Source organism: Nocardia implantans, from assembly GCF_035544775.1.
In the GTDB taxonomy this organism is placed as follows: Bacteria; Actinomycetota; Actinomycetes; order Mycobacteriales; family Mycobacteriaceae; genus Nocardia; species Nocardia implantans.
The window spans coordinates 12,476-35,759 of sequence record NZ_JAYKYQ010000008.1; the positions used below are offsets into that span (position 1 = coordinate 12,476).

The 23,284-nt window shown below is 70.9% G+C and carries 1 protein-coding gene (only partly in view); it reads right to left on the reverse strand.

Translation table 11 applies throughout. From position 1 onward, the window contains the following. The coding region annotated (locus tag U3653_RS19485; RefSeq protein WP_435406574.1) for a non-ribosomal peptide synthase/polyketide synthase crosses the window boundary (this coding region is incomplete at its 3' end): on the reverse strand, positions 1–22,850 show 22,850 of its 35,325 nt. Its footprint begins 12,475 nt before the window's first position. Positions 22,851–23,284: the final 434 nt, after the last annotated feature.

Here is a 23,284-nt window from a genome sequence, read left to right on the forward strand (position 1 = left end):
AAGAACTCCCACACCGACACATCGAACGTCGCGGGCGTCTTCTGCAACACCACATCAGCCGGCGTCAACCGGTAGGCAGTCTGCATCCACACCAGGCGGTTGACGATCGCCGAATGCGGAACCGCCACACCCTTCGGACGACCCGTCGAACCCGACGTGAAGATCACGTAGGCGGTATTCGACGGACGCAGCGGCGCACGACGGTCCGCGTCGGTGACCGGCGCCTCGGACAGGCCCTTCAGATCGAGCAGATCGATCCGCACCTGCGCGGTATCGATGTCCAGATCGCTGCCGGAGGTCAGCACACACACCGGATCGGCCGTGGCGAGGATGTACTCGGTGCGCTCGGCCGGGTGATCCGGGTCCAGCGGCACGTACGAGCCACCGGCCACGGCGACGGCGTACATGCCGACCACCAGATCGATCGAGCGGCGCATACCCAGCGCCACATACGATTCCGCGCCGACGCCGCGCGCGATCAGCCAGCGCGCCAGCTGGTTCACCCGCCAAGAGAACTCGGCGTAGGACAAACTTGTCCCCTCGAACGTGATCGCGGTCGCGTCCGGAGTGCGTTCGACCTGGTCGTAGAACATCGAGACCAGAGTCGCGCCGGTGTTGTCCACCGGGTGCGCGGTGTCGTTCCAGCCCGACACCACCAGCTCGCGCTCGGCGGCATCCAGCAACTCGATGTCGCCGACCACCGCGTCGGGCTCGGCGGTGATCGCGGTCAGCACCCGGATCAGGCGGTCGGCGATGCGGCGCACCGTTTGCTCGTCGAACAGGTCGCGCAGGTAGCCCGCGCGCACCCGCAACCGCGAATCCAGCTGCGCGATCAAGGTCAGCGGGTAGTGCGTGGCGTCGGCCGCGTCCAGGCCGACCACGGCCATGCCGTCGATGTCCGCCGCCTGCGCCTGCAAGCCCGCGGCGTCGACCGGGTAGGACTCGAACACCACCAGGGTGTCGAACAGGCCGCCGATGCCCGCGACCGCTTGGATGTCGGCCAGGCCCACGTAGTGGTGGTCGAGCAGATCGGCCTGCTCGCCCTGGGTCCGCGTCAGCAGGTCGCGCACCGACTCCGACGAGTCGAAACGCACCCGCACCGGCACGGTGTTGATGAACAGGCCGACCATCGCCTCCACGCCGGACAGCTGCGCGGGACGACCGGAGACGGTGGTGCCGAACAGCACGTCGTCACGGCTGGTCATGCGGCCGACGAGGATGCCCCAGGCGGTCTGCAGCACCGTGTTCGGCGTGACGCCCAGCGAGCCGGCCAGCGCGGTCAGCCGCGCGGTGGTCGCCTCGTCCAGCTCGAAGAAGTACTCGCCGGACAGCGAGGTGATCTCGCGACCGGCGTCCGGCCGCGCCAGCAGGGTCGGCTCGCCGACGCCACGCAGCGCGCGCGCCCACGCGGCCAGCGACGCCGCGTGATCCTGCTGCCGGGTCCAGTCCAGGAAGTGGCGGTAGGACCGCACCGCGGGCAGCGCGGAGACGTCCGCGTGCGCGGCGTAGAGCACCAGCAGATCCCGCATGAGCAGCGGCATCGACCAGCCGTCGAGCAGGATGTGGTGGTTGGACACCACGAACTGCCAGCGGGCCCCTCCTTCCGCCGAAGAGTCTGCCACCTGGATCAGCGTGAAGCGGATCAGCGGCGGCTCGGCCAGGTCGAACCGGCGCATGCGGTCGGCCTCGATCAGGTCTTCGGCCGAACCGGATTCGATCCGGTCGTGCTCGGCCCACGCCACCCGGACGCTGTCCAGCACGATCTGCACCGGGTTGCCGTCGTGGTCGGTGACGAACGCGGTGCGTAGGTTCTCATAGCGGTCCACCAGCGCCTGCGCGGCCGCGCGCAACCGGGCGGCGTCCACCCGGCCGGTGAGCGTCAGCACCGCCTGGGCGGTGTACACATCCACCGAGCTCGCCGCGAGGCGGGCGTGGAACAGCAGACCGGCCTGCAGCGCCGACAGCGGCCACACGTCGGCCAGCGCCGGGAAGCGCCGCTCCCAGACGTCGATATCCCGCTGGGTGCTGCGCACGAGCGTGAAGTCCGACGGGGTGTGCCCACCCACGCCCGCCGAATTGGCATGCCGGGCCACGGCTTCCAGCGCGGCGGTCCACAGCTCGCCGAACTCGCGCACGTCGTCGGCCGACAGCAGGGTGGACGGGTAGCCGATGTTCGCGGTCAGCTTGTCGCCCACCACGATCGCGTTCACGTCCAGCGGCGCCATCGCGGGCATGTCCGCGTCGTAGGCGCCGCCCAGCGCGCCGAGTTCCGGCGCGGGAATCCAGCCGAAGCCGCGCAGCGACTCCGGCACGTCGCCCTCGGAGACGCGACCGAGGTAGTTGAAGCTCACCTGACCGGGCAGTTCGCGCGGCAGCTCGGCCGCGGTCTCGGCGTTCAGGTAGCGCAGCAGTCCGTAGCCGATGCCTTTGTCCGGCACCGCGAGCAGTTGTTCCTTGACCGCCTTCAGGGTCGCGCCCAGCGCGGGGCCGCCGGTGAACGCGGCGTCCACGTCGATGCCGGACAGGTCGAAGGCGACCGGGTAGATCGCGGTGAACCAGCCGACGGTGCGCGACAGATCCGCACCGGGCACCACGTCTTCCTCGCGGCCGTGACCCTCTAGGCGCAGCAGCAGCGCGTCCCCGGCGTCCGCGGCCACCCGGCGCGCCCGCCACTTGGCGGTGGCCAGCGCCAGCGCGGTGAGCAGACCGTCGTTCACACCGCCGTGGAACAGCGCCGGAACCGTGGTGAGCAGCGCCTTGGTGACCTCGGCGGACACCTCGACCTGATGCTTGGCGATGACGCCGGAGGTGTCGACGGCCGGGTCCATCGGACGCTCGGTCAGCAGCGGATCGGCGGTAGCGACCACCGAACGCCAGTAGTCGAGTTCGGCCACCCGCTCCGGGCTGGCCGCCTCGCGCTCCAGCGCGTGCGCCCAGGCGCGCATCGACGTGGCCGGAGCCACCAGCTCGGGCGTCTGCCCGGCGGTGCGCTGCCCCCACGCGGTGACGAAGTCCGGCACCAGGATGCGCCAGGAGACGCCGTCCACCACCAAGTGGTGGGCGACGACGATCAGGCGTCCGGCGCGCTCGGCGGAGTCGGGCTCGAGCCAGACGAACCGGATGACCACGCCGGCGGCCGGATCGAGCCGGTCCAGCGACTCGTCCAGCGCGGCCGAGGCGATCTCGACCAGTTCGACGTCGGTGACGCCCGCGGCGAACTCGGTGCGGTCGATCAGCGCATCCACCTCGACCGTGCCCGGCGCGGCGGTCTCGACGACCCAGTCGTCACCGTCGCGGCGCAGGCTCGCGCGCAGCATGTCGTGGCGATCGATGACAGCGCCGACCGTCGCGGCGATGCCCGCGCGGTCGATGCCGACCGGCAGTTCCAGCGCCAGCGTCTGGTTGAACCGGCCGAACGAGCCGCGCCGCTCGGCCATGAACCGCACCACCGGCGTCAGCGGCATGACGCCGACGCCTCCGCCCGGCGGCTCGGCCAGCGTCGTCGCCGACGCCTCGGCCGCCTCGGTGGTCTCGGCGACCGACGCCAGACCCGCCACCGTGCGCTGCTCGAAGACGTGCCGCGGGGTGAACACCACGCCGCGCGCCTTGGCCCGCGACACCAGCTGGATGGAGACGATGCTGTCGCCGCCGAGCGCGAAGAAGGAGTCGTCCACGCCGACCCGCTCCACGCCAAGCACCTCGGCGAACACTTCCGCGATGGTCTGCTCGAGCGGGGTGCGCGCCGCGCGGAACACGACCTCGGTCGCGAACACCGGCTCCGGCAACGCCTTTCGGTCCAGCTTGCCCACCGGGGTGAGCGGCACGTGGTCGATCACCATGATCGACGAGGGCACCATGTAGGCGGGCAGGCGCTCCTCGACGTGCGCGGTCAGCGCCGCCACGTCGATCGACTGTCCTTGCGCGGCAACGACGTACGACACCAGCGACACCGCGCCCGCGGCGCTCTTGTGGCCGACGGTGACGGCGAAGTCGACGGTCTCGTGCGAGGCCAGCGCGGCGTCGATCTCGCCGAGTTCGATGCGGAAACCGCGGACCTTCACCTGGAAGTCGGAGCGGCCTACGTATTCGACGACAAGCGACTCGACTCCTCCAACGGGCGCGGAGCCTGCGGAGTGCCCGACCCGGGTCCAGCGCACCACGTCACCGGTGCGGTACATCCGCGCTCCGGGCACGTACGGGTTGGCGACGAAACGCTCCGCCGACAGGCCGGGGCGGGCGTGGTAGCCGCGCGCCAGCTGGACGCCCGACAGATACAGCTCACCTGCGACACCCACCGGAACGGGCCTGAGCTGGGCGTCCAGGATCAGCGACTGCATGCCACGGGTCGGGCCACCGATGGTGACCCGGTCGCCCGGCGTGAGCGCGTCGCTGATGTTGGTCATGATCGTGGTCTCGGTCGGACCGTAACCGTTGTGGAAACGGCGGCCAGAACCGTCGGGAGCGCCACCCCACTTGGCGACCAGATCGGCGGGCACCGCCTCGCCGCCCGCAACGATCACCCGCATCCCGGCCAGCGCGGCCGAATCCAGCGAGGCGAGCACCGATGGGGTGATGAAGGCGTGCGTGACCCGCTCGGCGCGGATCAGCTCGGACAGTTCCTCGCCGCCGTACACGCCGGGCGGGCAGACCACGAGCGCGCCGCCGCGACCGATCGCCAGCAGGAATTCCAGGATCGATGCGTCGAAGCTGGGCGAGGCGAAATGCAGTGCGCGCGTGTCGGAATCGACGTCGTAGCGCTCGTTCTGCTCGTCGCGGAAGTTGGCAAGGCCCGCGTGGGTGACCACGACGCCCTTGGGCACGCCGGTGGAACCGGAGGTGTAGATGACGTAGGCCGGGTGCTCCGGCCGCACCGGGCGCACCCGGTCGGCGTCGGTGATCGCGGCGGCGTCGAACCCGTCGAGATCCAGCTCGTCGAGCACCAGCCACTCGACCGACTCGGGCAGCTCGGCGCGCACCGACGCCACGGTCAGACCGATCGGGGAGCCGGAGTCGGTGACCATGTGCGCGATGCGGTCGGCCGGATAGGTCGGGTCGATCGGCACGAACGCGCCACCGGACTTCGACACCGCCCACTCGGCGAAGTACGACTCGTCCGATCGCGGCACGGCGACCGCCACCAGATCCTCGGTGCCGATGCCGCGCTCGATCAGCAAGCGGGCCAGGCGGTTCGACCGCGCGTCCAGCTCGCCGTAGGACACACTTCTCCCCTGGAACACCACGGCGGGCGCTTCGGGATTCATGGCGGCGGCCTCGGCGATCAGGTCGGGCAGCGTCCGCGCGGGTGTGGCGGGGGCGCCGGTGCGCGCGACCAGGTCGGCGCGCTCGGCGGCGTCGAGCACGTCGATCGCGCCGACGGTCACCGACGGATCGGCCGCCACCGCCGCGAGCACACGCTCCCAGCGGTCCACGATGGCCGCCGCTGTGGTCTCGTCGAACAGCTCGGTGGCGTAGGTCAGCGCCAGCGCCATGGCGCCGGAACCGGTTTCGCCGCGCTCGGCGAGGGTGAACTGCAAGTCGAAGCGCGCGACGTTCTCTTCCAGGTCCAGCGCGGACACCGAGAGGCCGGGCAGCTCGAGGGTGGTGCGCTCCAGGTTCTGGAACGCCAGCATCACCTGGAACAGCGGGTTGCGGGCCTGCGAGCGCTCCGGCGCGAGCAGTTCCACCAGCCGCTCGAACGGCACGTCGGCGTTGCCGTAGGCGTCCAGGTCGGTGCGGCGCACCCGGTCGAGCAGATCGGCGAACGACTCGCCCGGCGCGATGCCCGTGCGCAGTACCAGCGTGTTGACGAACATGCCGACCAGGTCGTCCAGCGCGGCCTCGCCACGTCCTGCGACCGGCGTGCCGACCGCGACGTCGTCGCTGCCGGACAGCCGCGCCAGCAGCACCGCCAGCGCGCCGTGCATCACCATGAACAGCGACGCGCCGCGCTGCCGCGCGATCTCCTCCAGCGCGGCGACCAGGTCACCGGACAGCTCGCGGTGCAGCGTCGCGCCGCGGTGCGAGGCGACGGCAGGCCGCGGGCGGTCGGTGGGCAGGGCCAGCTCGTCGGGGATGTCGTCGAGGGCGTGCCGCCAGTAGGCGACCTGCTTCGCCAGCAGCGAATCGGGATCGTCTTCCGAGCCCAGGATCTCGCGCTGCCAGACCGCGAAGTCGGCGTACTGCACCGCCAGTGGCGCCCAACCGGGGGCGCTGCCGGTGCTGCGCGCGGTGTAGGCGGCCATCACGTCGCGGGTCAGCGGGCCCATCGAGAAGCCGTCGGCCGCGATGTGGTGCACCACGACGACGAGCACGTGCTCGTCCGGGCCGGCCGCGTAGAGCCGGGTGCGCAGCGGAACCTGTTCGGCCACATCGAAACCGGTGGTGACGAACTCGGTGACGGTCTCGATCAGCCGCGCCGGATCGACCGGCTCGGGATGCAGATCCAGCGCGATGTCCTCGGCGGGCACGATCACCTGGACCGGGGTGCCGCCGTGCTCGGGGTAGCGGGTGCGCAGCGATTCGTGCCTGCGCACCACATCGGCCACCGCCAACCGCAGCGCCTCCACGTCCAGCGCGCCGGTGAGCCGGATGGCGATCGGCAGGTTGTAGGCCGCCGAGGAGGTGTCGTACTTGTTCAGGAACCACATGCGCTGCTGCGCGAACGACAGCGGCACCAGTTCGCCCGCCGCGCGCTCGCGGGCGACGAGACGAGCCCGCGCCGCGCCGTCGGCGTGCGATTCCACCCGCGCGGCGAGCGCTTCCACCGTCGAGGCCTCGAACAGGGTGCGCACCGCCACGGTCGTGCCGAGCGCGGAGCCGATGCGGGCGACGACCCTGGTGGCGATCAGCGAGTTGCCGCCGAGGTCGAAGAAGTCGTCGTCCACGCCGACCCGGTCCAGGCCGAGCACGTCGGCGAACACCGCCGCCACGGTCTCCTGCACCGGGGTGACCGGCGCGCGGAACGCACGGGACTGCGCGGTCGGGGCGGGCAGCGCACGACGGTCCAGTTTCCCGTTGACCGTCAGCGGGATCCACTCCAGCCGCACCACGGCCGAGGGCACCATGTAGGCGGGCAGCTGCGCGGCCGCGCCGTCGCGCACCGCGTCCAGCGCGGGCTCGGCGCCCGGCTCGGACACCACGTACGCGACGATCCGCTGATCGCCGGGCTGGTCCTCGCGCACGATGACCGCGGCCTGGGCGATGCCGGGCTGGGCCAGGATCGCGGATTCGATCTCGCCGAGCTCGATGCGGAAACCGCGCACCTTCACCTGATCGTCGGCGCGGCCCAGGTACTCGAGCTCGCCGAAGCGGTTCCAGCGGGCGAGGTCGCCGGAGCGATACAGTCGCCCACCCGGCGTGTCGCCCATCGGGTCGGCGACGAAACGGGTCGCCGACAGGTCGGGGCGTCCGAGGTAGCCGCGCGCCAATTGCGGGCCTGCCACGTACATCTCACCCGCGACGCCGACCGGCACCGGGCGCAGCCTGCTGTCGAGCACGTACACCCGCAGCCCGGCGATGGCGCGGCCGACCACGCTGCCGGAGGCGGCGGCGATGGTCGCGGCGTCCAGCGCGCGGTAGGACACGTGCACCGTGGTCTCGGTGATGCCGTACATGTTGACCAGAAGCGGCCCGGTGGAGGCACCGGTGCCGTCGCCGTGGCGCGCCACCCACTCCGACAGCCTGCGCAGCTCCAGCGCCTCACCGCCGAACACCACGTACCGCAGCGCCAGCGGCGCGGCGTCGGCCGCGGCGTTCCGGTCGGCTTCGGCCAGCTGGTAGAACGCCGACGGGGTCTGGTTGAGCACCGTGACGCGTTCGGCGCGCAGCAGTTCCAGGAACTGCTCCGGCGAGCGCGAGGTGTAGTAGTCGACCACCACGAGGGTGCCGCCGAACAGCAGCGGACCCCACAGCTCCCACACCGAGAAGTCGAAGGCGTAGCTGTGGAACAGCGTCCACACGTCCTCGGGGCCGAAACCGAAGTCGCGGTCGGTGTTGGCGAACAGCCGCACCACGTTCCGGTGCGCGACCGCGACGCCCTTCGGGCGGCCGGTCGAGCCGGAGGTGTAGATCACGTACGCGACGTTGTCCGGCGTGAGCGCGGAGTTGCGGTCGGCGTTGGTGATCGGGGCGTCGTCGGCGTCCTCGATGTTGCCGGTCTCCACCGCGAACCCGTCCAGCACGACCGACGGCAGCCCGGCGGGCACCTCGACCTGCACCGTGGAGTCGAGCACCACGCTGGTCGGCCGGGAATCGGCGAGCACGTAGGCGATGCGCTCGGCCGGGTAGGTCGGGTCGACCGGCACGTAACCCGCGCCGGTCTTCACCACGGCCAGCAGCGCGACCACCAGGTCCAGCGAGCGCGGCAGGATCACCGCGACCAGCGTCTCCGGCCCGGCGCCGTCGCTGATCAGCCTGCGCGCCAGCACATTCGCGCGCCGGTCCAGCTCGGCGTAGGTCAGCGTCTCCACGCCGAAGCGGGCGGCCACGCGGTGCGGGTGCGCGGCCACGGCCGCGTCGAACAATCCGACCAGGGTGATGTCCGGATCGGCGAACAGGCCCGCGACGCTCTCGGAGCCCGACGACACCCAGCGCTGGGCGACGTCCAGCCGCTCGCCCTCGCCGAGCAGATCGATGTCGCCGATCACGACTCGCGGATCCTCGGCGACGCCGCGCAGGATGCGCACGAAACGATCGGCGAACGCGGCCACCGTCTCGGGATCGAACAGTTCGGTGGCGTAGTTCCACGACAGCGTCAGCCCGCCGTCGGCGGCCTCGCCCACGGTGAGCTGCACATCGAATTTCGCGGTCCCGGGGTCGAATTCGACCGCGGCGACCTCGAGGCCGCCGGGCAGCGCGACCGCACCCAGATCGGCCGCCGAGGCCGCCTCGAAGGTCAGCGCGACCTGGAACAGCGGATGGTGCGCCTGCGAGCGCGCCGGGCTGAGCACGTCCACCAGCCGCTCGAACGGCACGTCGGCGTTGGCGAACGCGGCCAGATCGGTGCGGCGCACCTGCTCGAGCAGCTCGTCGAAGCCCGCGCCCGGCTCCACCTGGCTGCGCAGCACGAGCGTGTTGACGAACATGCCCACCACGTCGTCGAGCGCGCGTTCACCACGGCCCGCGATCGGCGTGCCGATCGCGATGTCGGTGCTGCCCGACAACCGGCCCGCCCACACCGCCAGCGCGGCGTGCACCACCATGAACAGCGTCACGCCGCGAGCGCGCGCCAGCTCCGCCAGCGCTTCGTGCACCTGCGCGTCCACCGCGAAGTCGTGCGTGCCGCCTGCGTTCGAGGCGATCTCGGGCCGGGGCCGATCGGCGGGCAGCTCGATCTGGTCGGGCAGGTCACGCAGCTGCTCGGTCCAGTAGGCGATCTGCCTGGCTGCCACGGAGTCCGCGTCGTCCTCGGCGCCGAGCACCTCGCGCTGCCACAGCGCGTAGTCGGCGTACTGCACCTCGAGCGGGGCCCACGAGGGAACCTCGCCGCGAGCGCGCTCGGTGTAGGCGAGCACGACATCGCGCAGCAGCGGCCGCAGCGAGAAGCCGTCCGCGCTGATGTGATGCATCACCAGCACCGCGACGTGCTCGGTCGCCGACAGCGACAGCAGGCTCGCCCGGAACGGGATCTCGGCGGTCACGTCGAAACCGACGCTCGCCAGCTCGACGATCCGCGCGGGCAGTTCCTCCGCGGCGACCGGCTCGGCGACCAGGTCGAAGCCGACCTCGCCTGCCGGGAGCACGCGCTGATACCCGGTGCCCTCCACCTCGGGGTAGATGGTGCGCAGCGCCTCGTGCCGCGCGAGCACGTCACCGATGGCCGCGCCCAGCGCGGCGACGTCCAGCGCACCGGTCAGCCGCAGCGCGACCGGGATGTTGTTCACCGCGGTGCGGTTGTCGAACCGGTTGAGGAACCACATCCGCTGCTGCGCGAGCGACAACGGCACCAGCTCGGGCCGCTCCCGCGCCACCAGCGGCGTGCGGCCGCCCTCGTCCGCGACGGATTCCACCTTCGCCGCCAGCGCGGCCACGGTCGACGCCTCGAACAGTGTGCGCACCGGGACCTGCGTGTTCAGCGCCTCGCCCAGCCGCGCCGCCACCTGGGTGGCGACCAGCGAGTTGCCGCCGAGTTCGAAGAAGTCGTCGTCCAGGCCGACCCGCTCCACGCCGAGCACCTCGGCGAAGGTCTCGGCCACGATCTCCTGCACCGGCGTCGTGGCCGCGCGGAACACCTTGGCCTCGAACACCGGCTCCGGCAGCGCCTTGCGATCCAGCTTGCCGGAAGCGTTCAGCGGGAACTCGTCGAGCACCACGTAGGCCGCGGGCACCATGTACCCGGGCAGCCGCGCGCCGAGTTCGGCCTTGACCGACTCGACGTCCACCACCCGGTCCGGGTCCGTCACCAAGTAGGCGACCAGTTGGTCACCCGTCCGCTCGTCGGTGCGCACCACGACCACCGCTTGCGCCACCGAATCCAGCGCCGTGAGCGCCGACTCGATCTCGCCCAGCTCGATGCGCAGACCGCGCACCTTCACCTGGAAGTCGGTGCGGCCCAGGTACTCCAGCTCACCGTCTTCGGTCCAGGCCACCAGGTCGCCGGTGCGGTACATCCGCTCCGCGTCGCCGAAGGGGTTGGCCACGAAACGTTCGGTGGTCAGGTCGGGGCGGCCCACATAGCCGTGCGCCAGCTGCGCGCCCGCGAGGTACAGCTCGCCGGGCACGCCGACCGGAACCGGCCGCAGCCGCGAATCCAGCACGTACGCCTGGGTGTTGAACACCGGGGCGCCGATCGGCACCGACACGGTGTCGTGGTCGGTCACCTCGTGGAAGGTGACATCGACCGCGGCCTCGGTGGGGCCGTACAGGTTGTGCAGCCGCGCGCCGGTCAGCTCGCGCAGCTTCTGCGCGGTCACCGCGGGCAGCGCCTCACCGGAGGCGAAAACGTTGCGCAGGCTGGTGCATTCGGCCGCACGCTCCTCGGCGACGAACACCGACAGCATCGACGGCACGAAGTGCACCGTGGTGACCTGCTCGTCGACGATCAGCCGCGCCAGGTACGCGGGATCGCGATGCCCGTCCGGCTTGGCCACCACCAGGCGCGCGCCGACCTGCAACGGCCAGAAGAACTCCCACACCGACACGTCGAAGGTCGCGGGCGTCTTCTGCAACACCACGTCGTAGGCCGCCAAGCCGTACTCGGCGTGCATCCACACCAGACGGTTGACGATCGCGGCGTGCGAGACCGCGACGCCCTTCGGGCGGCCGGTCGAACCGGAGGTGAAGATCACGTACGCGGTGTTGGCCGGACGCAGCGGCTTGTGCCGGTCGGCGTCGGTCAGCGGCTGGTCGGAGAACTCCGACAGGTCGAGCTGATCGATGCGCACCTGGCGGGAGACGGTGGTCTCCAGATCGGAACCGGAGGTCAGCACGCACACCGGGCGCGCGGTCTCCAGGATGTAGTCGATGCGCTCGGCCGGATGGTCCGGATCCAGCGGCACGTACGCGCCGCCCGCGGCGTTCACCGCGTACATGCCGACCACCAGGTCGATCGAGCGGCGCATCCCCAGCGCCACATACGATTCCGGCCCGACGCCGTTGACCTTCAGCCAGCGCGCCAGCTGGTGGACCCGGCGGGCGAACTCGGCGTAGGAGAGACTTGTCCCCTCGAACGTCACGGCGGGACTGTCCGGGGTCCGCGCGACCTGGGCTTCGAACAGCGAGACCAGCGTCGCGGCGGCGTCGCCGACCGGCGAGGTGAGCGCGGCGTCGACCGCGAATTCGGTGGCGTTCCACCGCTCGATGACCAGGGCCCGCTCGGCGTCGTCGAGCAGATCGATGTCGCCGACGGTGACCGACGGATCGGCGGCGATGCCGCGCAGCACGCGCACGAAGCGCTCGGCGAACGTCCCGGCGAACACCCCGTCGAAAAGATCGGTGGCGTAGACGAGTTCGGCGTCCATCGCCGTCTCCGCGCCGGGGACCTCGCTGAGCGTGAGCTGCAGGTCGAACTTCGCCGTCGGCTGGTCGATGCCCAGCTCGGAGACGGTGAGGCCGGGCAGCTCCAGCGCGGTGCGGCCGAGGTTCTGGAACGACAGCATCACCTGGAACAGCGGGTGGCGCGCCTGCGAGCGCGCCGGGTTGAGCACCTCGACCAGCCGCTCGAACGGCACGTCGGCGTGCGCGAACGCCTGCAGGTCGCGTTCGCGGACCCGGCCGAGCAGCTCGGCGAACGACTCGGCGGTGTCCACCTGAGCGCGCAGCACCAAGGTGTTGACGAACATGCCGACCAGATCGTCGAGCGCCTGCTCGCCACGACCGGCGACCGGGATGCCGATGGCGATGTCCTCGGAGCCGCTCAACCGCGCCAGCAGGGCGGCGAACGCGCCGTGCACCACCATGAACAGCGTGCTGCCGTGCGTCTGCGCGACCCGGTTCAGGTCCTCGATCAGCTCGCCCGGCACGCGGAACCGGTAGGTGCCCGCACCGTAGGAGGCGACCGCGGGGCGCGGGCGACCGGCCAGGCGCAGTTCGTCGGGCAGTCCGGCCAGCGTTTCGCGCCAGTAGTCGAGCTGCTCGGAGATCAGCGAGGTCGGGTCCTCCTCGGAGCCGAGCGTGTCGCGCTGCCACAGCGCGAAGTCCACGTACTGCACCGCCAGCGGCGGCCAGCCGGGCTCGGCCGCGGAGGTGCGCGCCACGTAGGCGGTCATCAGGTCGCGGACCAGCGGACGCATGGAGAAGCCGTCCGCGGCGATGTGGTGCACCACGACGACCAGCACGTAGTCGTCGGGGGCGAGCCGGTAGGCGCGCAGGCGCACCGGCGGCTGGGTGGTCACGTCGAAACCGCGCTCGACGAACTCGTAGAGCACGCCCAGCAATTGGCCCTCGGCCACCTCGACCACGTCGAGTTCGGGGATCGCCCTGGTGGCGTTCAGCACGCGCTGGTAGGCCACACCGTCGCGGGACGGGTAGATGGTCCGCAGCGATTCGTGGCGGCCGACCACGTCGGCGATCGCTCCGCGCAGCGCGTCCAGATCCAGCGCGCCTTCCAGCCGCACCGCGGCCGGGATGTTGTTCGCGGCGGAGTCGGCGTCGAAGCGGTTGAGGAACCACATGCGCTGCTGCGCCAGCGACAGCGGCGGGTGCTCGGGACGCACCTGTGCCGTGAGCGCCTGGCGCGCACCGCTTCCCGCGTGCGACTCGATCCGCGCGGCGAGCGCGCCGACGGTCGGCGCCTCGAACAGCACACGCACGCCGACCTCGGTGTTCAGCGCGGCGCTGACCCGGGCGACCACCTGCGTTGCGACCAGCGAGTTGCCGCCGAGCTCGAAGAAGTCGTCGTCCACGCCGACGCGCGGCACGCCGAGCAGGTCGGCGAAGATCTCCGCGACGATCTCCTCGATCGGAGTCGACGGCGCGCGGAACACCCTGGCCTCGAACACCGGCGCGGGCAGCGCCTTGCGATCCAGCTTGCCGGAGGCGTTGACCGGGAAGGCGTCCAGCACGACCAGCGCGGCCGGGACCATGTAGCCGGGCAGCGCCCCGGCCAGCGCGGTCTTCACCTCGTCGATGTCGACGGCCACATACGGTTCGCAGACCAGGTAACCCACCAGCTGGTCGCCGGCGTGCGCGTCGGAGCGCAGCACGACCACCGCCTGCGCGATCCCGGGCTGCGCCAGCAGCGCGGCCTCGATCTCGCCCAGCTCGATGCGCAGACCGCGCAGCTTCACCTGGAAGTCGGTGCGGCCCAGGTAGTCCAGCTCGCCGTGCGGCGTCCAGGCCACCAGGTCGCCGGTGCGGTACATCCGCTCGCCCGGCGCGCCGTAGGGGTTGGCCACGAACCGGTCGGCGGTCAGGTCGGTGCGGCCGAGGTAGCCCAGCGCCAGCTGTTCGCCCGCGAGATACAGCTCACCCGCGACACCCGGCGCGACCGGGTGCAGGCGGCTGTCGAGCACGAAGACGCGGGTGTTCCACACCGGGCGTCCGATCGGCACCGACACCGTGTCGGCGTCCGTCGCCTCGTGATAGGTCACGTCGACGGCGGCCTCGGTCGGGCCGTACAAGTTGTGCAGGCGCGCGCCGGTCAGCTCGCGCAAACGCTGCGCGGTCTGCGCGGGCAGCGCCTCGCCGGAGGCGAAGACCTGCCGCAGCCGCGGCGACGGCAGTCCGTCGCCGTTCTCGTTGCCCAGCGTGGAGACGAACACCGACAGCATGGACGGCACGAAATGCGCCGTGGTGATCTGCTTCTCGGCGATGATCTGGGACAGGTACACCGGGTCGCGGTGACCGTCCGGGCGCGCGACGACCAGCCTTGCGCCGGTCTGCAACGGCCAGAAGAACTCCCACACCGACACGTCGAACGTGGCGGGCGTCTTCTGCAGCACCGCGTCGTCGCGGCCGATCGGGTACTCGTGCTGCATCCACAGCAGCCGGTTCACGATCGCGGCGTGGCTGACCGCCACGCCCTTCGGACGACCGGTGGAACCGGAGGTGAAGATCACGTACGCGGTGTTCTCCGGCCGCAGCGGGCGCGTGCGCTCGGCGTCGGTGATCGGCGCGCCGCTGGTCTCGGCGAACCCGGGCACGCCCTCGATGCCCTCCACCGACAGCGCGGTCACTTCCGGCTGCGGGTCGAGGCCGAATCCGTCCGCCGAGCGGTACAGGATCATCCGCGGGCGCGCGGTCTCGATGATGTAGTTGATCCGCTCGGCGGGCTGGTCCGGGTCCAGCGGCACATAGGCCGCGCCGGTCTGCACCACCGCGTACATCGCGACCACCAGTTCGGTGGAACGCCGCAGCGCCAGCGCCACCAGCGATTCCGGGCCGACGCCCGCGCCGATGAGCTGGCGGGCGATGCGGTTGGCCCGCTCCTGGAACTGACGGTAGGTCAGCCGCTCGCCCTCGAAGTCCAGCGCGATCGCGTCCGGCGTCGCCGCCGCCTGCGCGTCGAACAGCGAGACCAGCGTCGCGACCTGATCCACCGGGTGTCCGGTGTCGTTCCAATCGACCAGCACCCGAGCGCGTTCCTCGGACGCCAGCAACTCGATGTCGCCGATCGGGACGTCCGGGTCGGCGGTCACGGCCGCGAGGATGCGGTCGAGGCGCCGGGCGAACGCCGCGACGGTGGGCTCGTCGAAAAGATCGAGGGCGTAGGAGAACTCGGCCGACATGCCCGCCGAATCGCCTTGCTCGTCCTGGGTCTCCGACAGCGTCAGCTGCAGGTCGAACTTGGCCAGCCGCGCGTCGTAGTCGATGCCGTTGACGGAGAGACCGGGCAGCTCCAGGCTGGCCTGCCTGGTGTTCTGGAAGGTCAGCATGACCTGGAACAGCGGGTGGCGCGCCTGCGAGCGCGCCGGGTTGAGCACCTCGACCAGACGCTCGAACGGCACGTCGGCGTGCGCGAACGCGTGCAGGTCGGTCTCGCGGGCGCGGGCGAGCAGGTCGGCGAAGCTCATCGCGCCGTCCACCTCGGTGCGCAGCACCAGGGTGTTGACGAACATGCCGATCAGGTCGTCCAGCGCGGCTTCACCGCGACCGGCGACCGGGGTGCCGATCGCGATGTCGCTGGTGCCGCTCGCGCGCGCCAGCAGCACCGCCAGCGCGCTGTGCAGCACCATGAACAGCGAGGCGTTGTGCTTGCGGCCCAGCTCGATCAGCGCGCGCTGGGTCTCGCCGGAGATCACGAACGGGTAGGTGCCGCCGCGGTAGGACGCCACGGCGGGGCGCGGCCGATCCGACGGCAGCGTCAATTCGTCGGGCAGGTCGGCCAGTTCGCGCGTCCAGTACCGGATCTGATTGGAGATCAGCGAACTCGGGTCGTCCTCGGAGCCGAGCACCTCGCGCTGCCACAGCGCGTAGTCGGCGTACTGCACCGGCAGCGCCGACCAGGCGGGCGCCTCCCACGACGTGCGCGCGGCGTAGGCCACCATCACGTCGCGGGCCAGCGGGCCCATCGACCAGCCGTCGGCCGAGATGTGGTGCACCACCATGCCGAGCACGTACTCGGTCTCGCTGATCTCGAACAGCCGCGCGTGCAGCGGCACTTCGCTGGTCACGTCGAACGCCATCGACGCCAGCTCGACCAAGTGATCGATCAGGTTGTGCTCGGTCACCGGCACCGGGGTCAGGTCCGGCACGATCTGCGCCGCGTCCAGCACCACCTGCACCGGGCCGGTCTTGGTCTCCGGGAACACCGTCCGCAGCGACTCGTGCCTGTCGATCACGTCGATGACCGCGACCTGCAACGCGGCGATGTCCAGATCGCCGGACAACCGGATCGCGACCGGGATGTTGTTGACCGCCGACGAGGTGTCGAACCGGTTGAGGAACCACATGCGCTGCTGCGCCAGCGACAGCGGCACCTGCTCCGGGCGCTGCCTGGCGACCAGCGCCTTGCGCGCGCCGTCACCGGCGTGCGACTCCACCCGCGCGGCCAGCGCCTCGACCGTGGACGCCTCGAACAGCATGCGCACCGGCACCCTGGTGTCCAGCGCGATGCCGAGGCGGGAGGCCACCTGGGTGGCGATCAGCGAGTTGCCGCCCAGCTCGAAGAAGTCGTCGTCGACGCCGACGCGGGAGATGCCGAGCACCTCGCCGAAGATCTGCGCGACGATCTCCTCGATCGGCGTGGTGGGCGCGCGGAATTCGCGCACCTCGAACACCGGCGCGGGCAGCGCCTTGCGGTCCAGCTTGCCGGAGGCGTTCAGCGGGAACGCCTCGAGCACCACGATGGCCGAGGGCACCATGTACGCGGGCAGCGTGCGGTGCAGGGCGTTCTTGATGTTGTCGATGTCGACCGGGCCGCCGGTGCTCACCACGTAGGCGACCAGCTGATCACCCGCGACGGTCTCCATGACCAGCACCACGGCCTGGGTGACGGCCGGGTGGTCGAGCAGGGCGGTCTCGATCTCGCCGAGCTCGATGCGCTGACCGCGGAACTTCACCTGGAAGTCGGTGCGGCCGATGTACTCCAGCACACCGGCGCTGCCCACTTCGGGATCGCGCGGCCGCACCCAGCGCACCAGGTCGCCGGTGCGGTACAGGCGGGAGCCGGGCGGGCCGAACGGGTCGGCGACGAAGCGTTCCGCGGACAGGTCGGCGCGGCCGTGGTAACCGCGGGCGGTCTGCACGCCGCCGAGGTACAACTCGCCGGGCACGCCGACCGGCACCGGAGCAAGGCCCTCGTCGAGCACGTAGGTCTGCGCGTTCCACACCGGGCGGCCGATCGGCACCGACGTCGGCGCGACCTCGTTGAGGTGCCAGGCGGTGGCGTGCACGGTGAACTCGGTCGGACCGTACAGGTTGTGCACCGCGGCGGTGGAGAACTGCCGGAACGCGGTGACGGTCGCGGGCGGCAGCGCCTCACCGGCGACCAGAACCGCACGCAGCGAAGCGCATTCGGCGGTGTCCGCGGCCCCCGCGAACACCGAGAGCATGGACGGCACGAACGAGGTCATGGTGACCCGGTGCCGACCGATGATCTCCGACAGGTAGATCGGATCGCGATGACCGTCCGGCGCGGCGATCAGCATGCGGGCGCCGACGGCCAGCGTGCCGAACAACTCCCACACCGACACGTCGAAGGTGACCGGCGTCTTCTGCAGAATCACGTCGGCCGGGCCGATCCGGTATTCGGCGGTGATCCAGGCGATCTGGTTGACCACCGACGCGTGGCTGACCGCGACGCCCTTGGGGCGGCCGGTGGAACCGGAGGTGTAGAGCACGTACGCGGTGTTCGCCGGGCGCAGCGGGGCGCGGCGCTCCGCGTCGGTGACCGGGCCCTCGTCGAACCCGCTCAGGTCGAGGGTGTCCAGCGTCAGCACCGGGATGTCCGCGGCGGTGATGTTGTCGGCGGTGGTGGTAAGCACGCACACCGGCGAGGAACTGTCGAGCACGTACTCGGTGCGCTCGGCCGGGTGGTCGGGGTCGATCGGCACGTAGCCGCCGCCCGCGGTCAGCGTGGCGTAGATCGCCACCAGCATGTCCACCGAGCGGCGGATGCCGACGGCGACCAACGTCTCCGGGCCGACGCCCGCTTCGATCAGCTTGCGCGCCAGGCTGTTCACTCGCGCGGCGAACTCGGCGTAGGTCAGCTCGACCGGCGCGCCGAACTCCTCCGCGCCGCGGGAGCCGCCGTCGAACACCACGGCCGGATCGTCCGGCCTGCCCCGCACCTGCTCTTCGAACAGGTCGAGCACGGTGGCGGCGGGCACGTCGTGGCGAGTGTGGTTCCACTCGGTCAGCACCCGGGCGCGCTCGGCCTCGTCGAGGATCTCGATGTCGCGCACCGTGGTTCCCGGCGCGGCGACCGCGGCTTCCAGCACACGCAGGTAGCGGCGGCCGAATTCGGCGACGGTGGGCGCGTCGAACAGGTCGGTGGCGAAGGAGATGACCGCGCCCATGCCCGCGGGCTCGCCGTTCGCGCCGCGCTCCTCGGTGACCGTCCACTGCAGGTCGAATTTGGCGATGTCCACCTCGAGCTCGTCGGCGGTGACCGAGAGACCGGGCAGTTCCAGCGTCGCGTGCGACATCTCCTGGAACGACAGCATCACCTGGAACAGCGGGTGGCGCGCCTGCGAGCGGGTCGGGTTGAGCACCTCGACCAGCCGCTCGAACGGCACGTCCGCGAACGCGAACGCGGCGAGGTCGGTTTCCCTGGTGCGGCCGAGGAATTCGGCGAACGACTCGCTGCCGTCCACCTCCGAGCGCAGCACGAGGGTGTTGACGAACATGCCGATCAGGTCGTCGAGCGCCTGCTCGCCGCGCCCGGCCACCGGGGTGCCGATCGCGATGTCGCTGGTGCCGGACAACCGGGCCAGCAGCACGGCCAGCGAGGCGTGCATGACCATGAACAGGCTGACGCCCTGCGCGCGGGCCAGCGCGACCAGCCGCCGGTGCAGCTCGGCGTCGATGTCGAAGCTCACCCGGCTGCCGTGGAAGCTCTGCACCGGCGGACGCGGGCGGTCCGCGGGCAGGTCGAGCTGATCCGGCAGGCCCGCCAGCGCCCTGCGCCAGTAGGCGATCTCGCGCGCCGCCATGGACGCGGGATCGGATTCCGCGCCGAGCAGTTCACGCTGCCAGACGCTGAAGTCCTGGTACTGCACCGGCAGCGGCGCCCAGCTCGGCGCCTCGCCCGCGGCGCGGGACAGGTAGGCGGCGGCCACGTCGCGCGCGAGCGGTCCGAAGGAGAAGCCGTCGGCCGCGATGTGGTGCACCACGAACGCCACCGCGTAGTCGGCCGCGCCGTTGCCGCGCCCGCCGGTGACCGCGAAGACCCGCACCCGGATCGGCAGCTCGCGCGAGACGTCGAACCCGCGCGCGGCGAATTCGGCCAGCGCGCCGTGCAGTTCGGCCTCGTCGATCGGCTGCACCTCGATGCCGAGATCGACCTGATCCACCGGCAGCACCTGCTGGTAGCCGCCGTCGCCGGACTCGGGGAAGACCGTGCGCAGCGACTGCTGTCGCTCCACCACGTCCAGCAGCGCCGACTGCAACGCGTCCAGGTCCACCTGGCCGCGCAACCGCACCACGAACGGCAGGTTGTAGGTCGGCACGGTCGGGTCGAACTGGTTGATGAACCACATGCGCTGCTGCGCCAGCGACAGCGGCACCCGCTCCGGCAACTGCTGGGCCACCAGCGGCGGACGCGATTCGCCCACGGGAGCGGCGTTCTCGGCGCGCGCGGCGATACCGGCGACGGTCGGGGTCTCGAACAGCGCGCGCACCCCGATCTGGGTGCCGAACGCGGCGCCGATGCGCGCCACCACCTGGGTGGCGACCAGCGAGTTGCCGCCGAGGTCGAAGAAGTTGTCGTCGATGCCGATGCGGTCCTGGCTGAGCACGTCGGCGAAGATGCCCGCCACGATCTGCTCGGCCTGGGTGCGCGGCGCGCGGAAGTCACCGGCGTCGGCGCTGAACACCGGCTCCGGCAGGGCCTTGCGGTCCAGCTTGCCGCTGGTGTTGAGCGGGAAGGCGTCCAGCACCATGATCGATGCGGGCACCATGTAGCTGGGCAGCTGCTCGGCGGCGAACCTGGTCAGCTCGACCGGCTCGACGGTGTGGCCGGGAGCGGGCACGACGTAGGCCACCAACTGCTGACCGGTCGCGGTGTCCACCACCAGCACCACGGCCTGGCTGACCGCGGGATGGGCGAGCAGATCGGTCTCGATCTCGCCGAGCTCGATGCGCTGGCCGCGGAACTTCACCTGGAAGTCGGTGCGGCCGATGTATTCCAGCGTGCCCGCCTCGTTCCAGCGCACGAGGTCGCCGGTGCGGTACATCCGCTCACCGGTGGTCGACAGCGGGTTCGCGACGAAGCGGTCGGAAGTCAGGTCGGGACGGCCGCGGTAACCCCGCGCGAGCTGACGCCCGCCGAGGTACAGTTCGCCCGGCGCGCCGATCGCGGCCGGGCGCAGCCGCGAATCCAGCACGTAGACCTGGACGTTCCACTCCGGGATACCGATCGGCACGGTCACCGTGTCGGCGGCCGTCGCCTCCCAGTAGGTCACCGAGACCGCGGCCTCGGTCGGGCCGTACAGGTTGTGCAGCCCCGCGTCGGTGATCGCGCGGAAACCAGCCGCGGTCTCCGGCGGCAACGCCTCGCCGATCACGAAAACCGCCCGCAGCGTGGCGCATTGGGCCCGCGTGGCGTGCGCGACGAACACCGTGAGCATGGACGGGACGAAGTCGGTGACGGTCACCCCGTGCCGCTGGATCATCTCCGCCACGTACAGCGGGTCGCGGTGCCCGTCGGGCGAGGCGATGACCAGCTTCGCGCCCACCAGCAACGGCAGGAAGTAGCCCCACAGCGACACGTCGAACGTGGTCGCGGTCTTCTGCAGATACACGTCCGCCGCGGTCAGCCGGTACTCGTCGAGCATCCACAGCTGCTGGTTGACGATCGCGTGATGGGTGACCGCGACGCCCTTGGGGCGACCGGTCGAACCCGAGGTGTAGATGACGTAGGCGGTGTTGTCCGGGCGCAACGGCGCGAGGCGGTCGGCGTCGGTCACCGGGTCGGCGGAGTACGCCGAGGTGTCCAGGGTGTCGATCTCCACCCGTCGCACCGAATCCGGCAGCTCCAGCTCGTCGGCCGACAGCGTCAGCACGCACACCGGCGCGGCGCTGTCGAGGATGTAGGCGGTGCGCTCGGCCGGATGGTCCGGATCGATCGGCACGTACGCGCCACCGGCCTTCAGCACGGCGTGCATGCCGATCACCAGTTCCAGCGAACGGCGCATGCCCAGCGCGACCAGCGACTCCGGGCCGACGCCGTCGGCGATCAGGAAGCGGGCCAGCCGGTTGACCCGCGCGTCGAACTCCGCGTAGGTGAGCGTGGCGCCCTCGAAATCGAGCGCGACGTTGTCCGGGGTCAGCGCCATCTGCGCGTCCAGCAGCGCGGCGAGCGTGGTGTCCGGGACATCCTGCTCGGAGTCGTTCCACTCCAGCAGCGTCCGCTCGCGCTCGTCGGCGGTGGTGACCGGAAGCGCCCATACCGTGGCGTCCGCTTCCGCGGCGAGGAAGCGATCGAAGAACTCCAGGAAGCGGCCGTGGTGACGACGCGCCTCGTCCTCGGTGTAGAGGTTGGGGTTGGTCTCGAAATCGATGTGCGAGCGGGTGCCCGCGACCGACTGGTAGAAGTTGACGCCCAGATCCTCGATGCTGCCGGTGGACAGCACGTGCATCTGGCCGACCACCGAGCCGAGCGCGATCTCGTCGTGGAACAGCATGATGTTGACCCACGGACCGAAGAACTCCGTGGTCACCACGCCGTCACCGGCCGCGTCGCGGCGGATGTCCTCGTGCCGGTAGCGCTGGTGCCGCAGCGCGCCGGACACCTCGACCTGCACCTGCTTGAGCAGCTCAGCCACCGTCGTGTCGTGGCCGACGCGCAACCGCAACGGCACGATGTTCGACGACGCGCCACCCGAGCGGCGCATCGCCGCGGTGGTGCGCGCGGTCACCGGCAGGCTCAGGATGACGTCCTCGACGCCGTTCCACTGCGCCAGATACGCCGCGAAGCCGGCCAGCAGCAGCCCGGCGGGCGAGGAATCGTGTCGCGCGACCGCCGCGTCCAGCGCGGCGTTCTGCTCGTCCGACAGCGCCGCGCTGGCGATGCCGTTGATCGCCGCGGGCGGCGCGGAGCGGCCGGTCAGGCTGGTGCCTTCCTCCAGCCCCGCCACCCGCTGGGCCCAGTACTCCTTGTCGGAGGTGAAGCGCGAGCTCTCCCGGTAGGCGATCTCCTGCTCGAACAGCGTGCGCAGGTCCGTCGCCTTCGACGGCGCGGGCTCGACGCCTTCGGCGTACGCGGTGTACAGCTCGGCGATCCGGTTGACGTTCGTCATGGCGCCGAAGCCGTCGAGCGCGATGTGGTGCGAGCGGCTGTACCAGTACCAGTGATCGTCGGCCAGTTGCAGCGCGGCCGCCTTGATCAGGCGGTCGGTGGTCAGATCGAGCGGGCGGCTGTATTCCGCGCGCATCCACGCCAGCGCGGCGGCCTCCGGATCGGCCTCCGCGCGCAGATCGACGTACTCGACCCGGTCGTAGTCGGCGATCGAGTGGTCGACGAACTGCAACGGCTCGCCGTCACGCTCGACGATCCGCAGGAAACCCGAACCCAGCTCGTGCGAGGCGTCGATGCTGGCCCGGTTGAGCAGCTCGACGTCCAGCTCCCCGCGCAGGTCGACGTACTGCGCGATGTTGACCGGCACCTGCGGGTCGACATGCTGCGCGTACCAGATACCCAGCTGAGCAGGGGACAACGGGAAAGCGCCGGACAAGCCGGGGTCAACCCCTGCACCAGCGTCCGTCCGTTCGCCACCAGTTTCGCCGTTTCCGCCGAAATCCAGCCGGTCCAACCGTAACCTCGCTTCCGGAACACCACGCAAGCGCTCCCCGACCACACCCGGAGAGGGCGCCCACCTATCCGAGCGTGGCGCCTGCGTCTCCAGGTTCAGTTCTCACATCAAATCAGGCAAAAAATGTTCATTTGAACTATCTGTCCAACCGGCCGGGCTCGTTACATGGGCTCGACCGCGCCCAGAACCCACCGACCGGCTCCGCCGGGACCTTCTTTGCGAATCACCGGATCAATCTACCGTCGCCCCCGGCGGGCAACCAACCAACGGTCATAGCTGATAAACATCAGTGCTGGTTACCGCCCTGGAAAAGGTTTGCCAGGAGGATGTTGCGGTTCTCACATGAGTCACCCGCGTATCAAACCGGCACTTTCGCGCCGAGGGAGGCGGGCGCCTACGGCAGCTGCCGTCACCGGACGGGGGCACCGTGGACC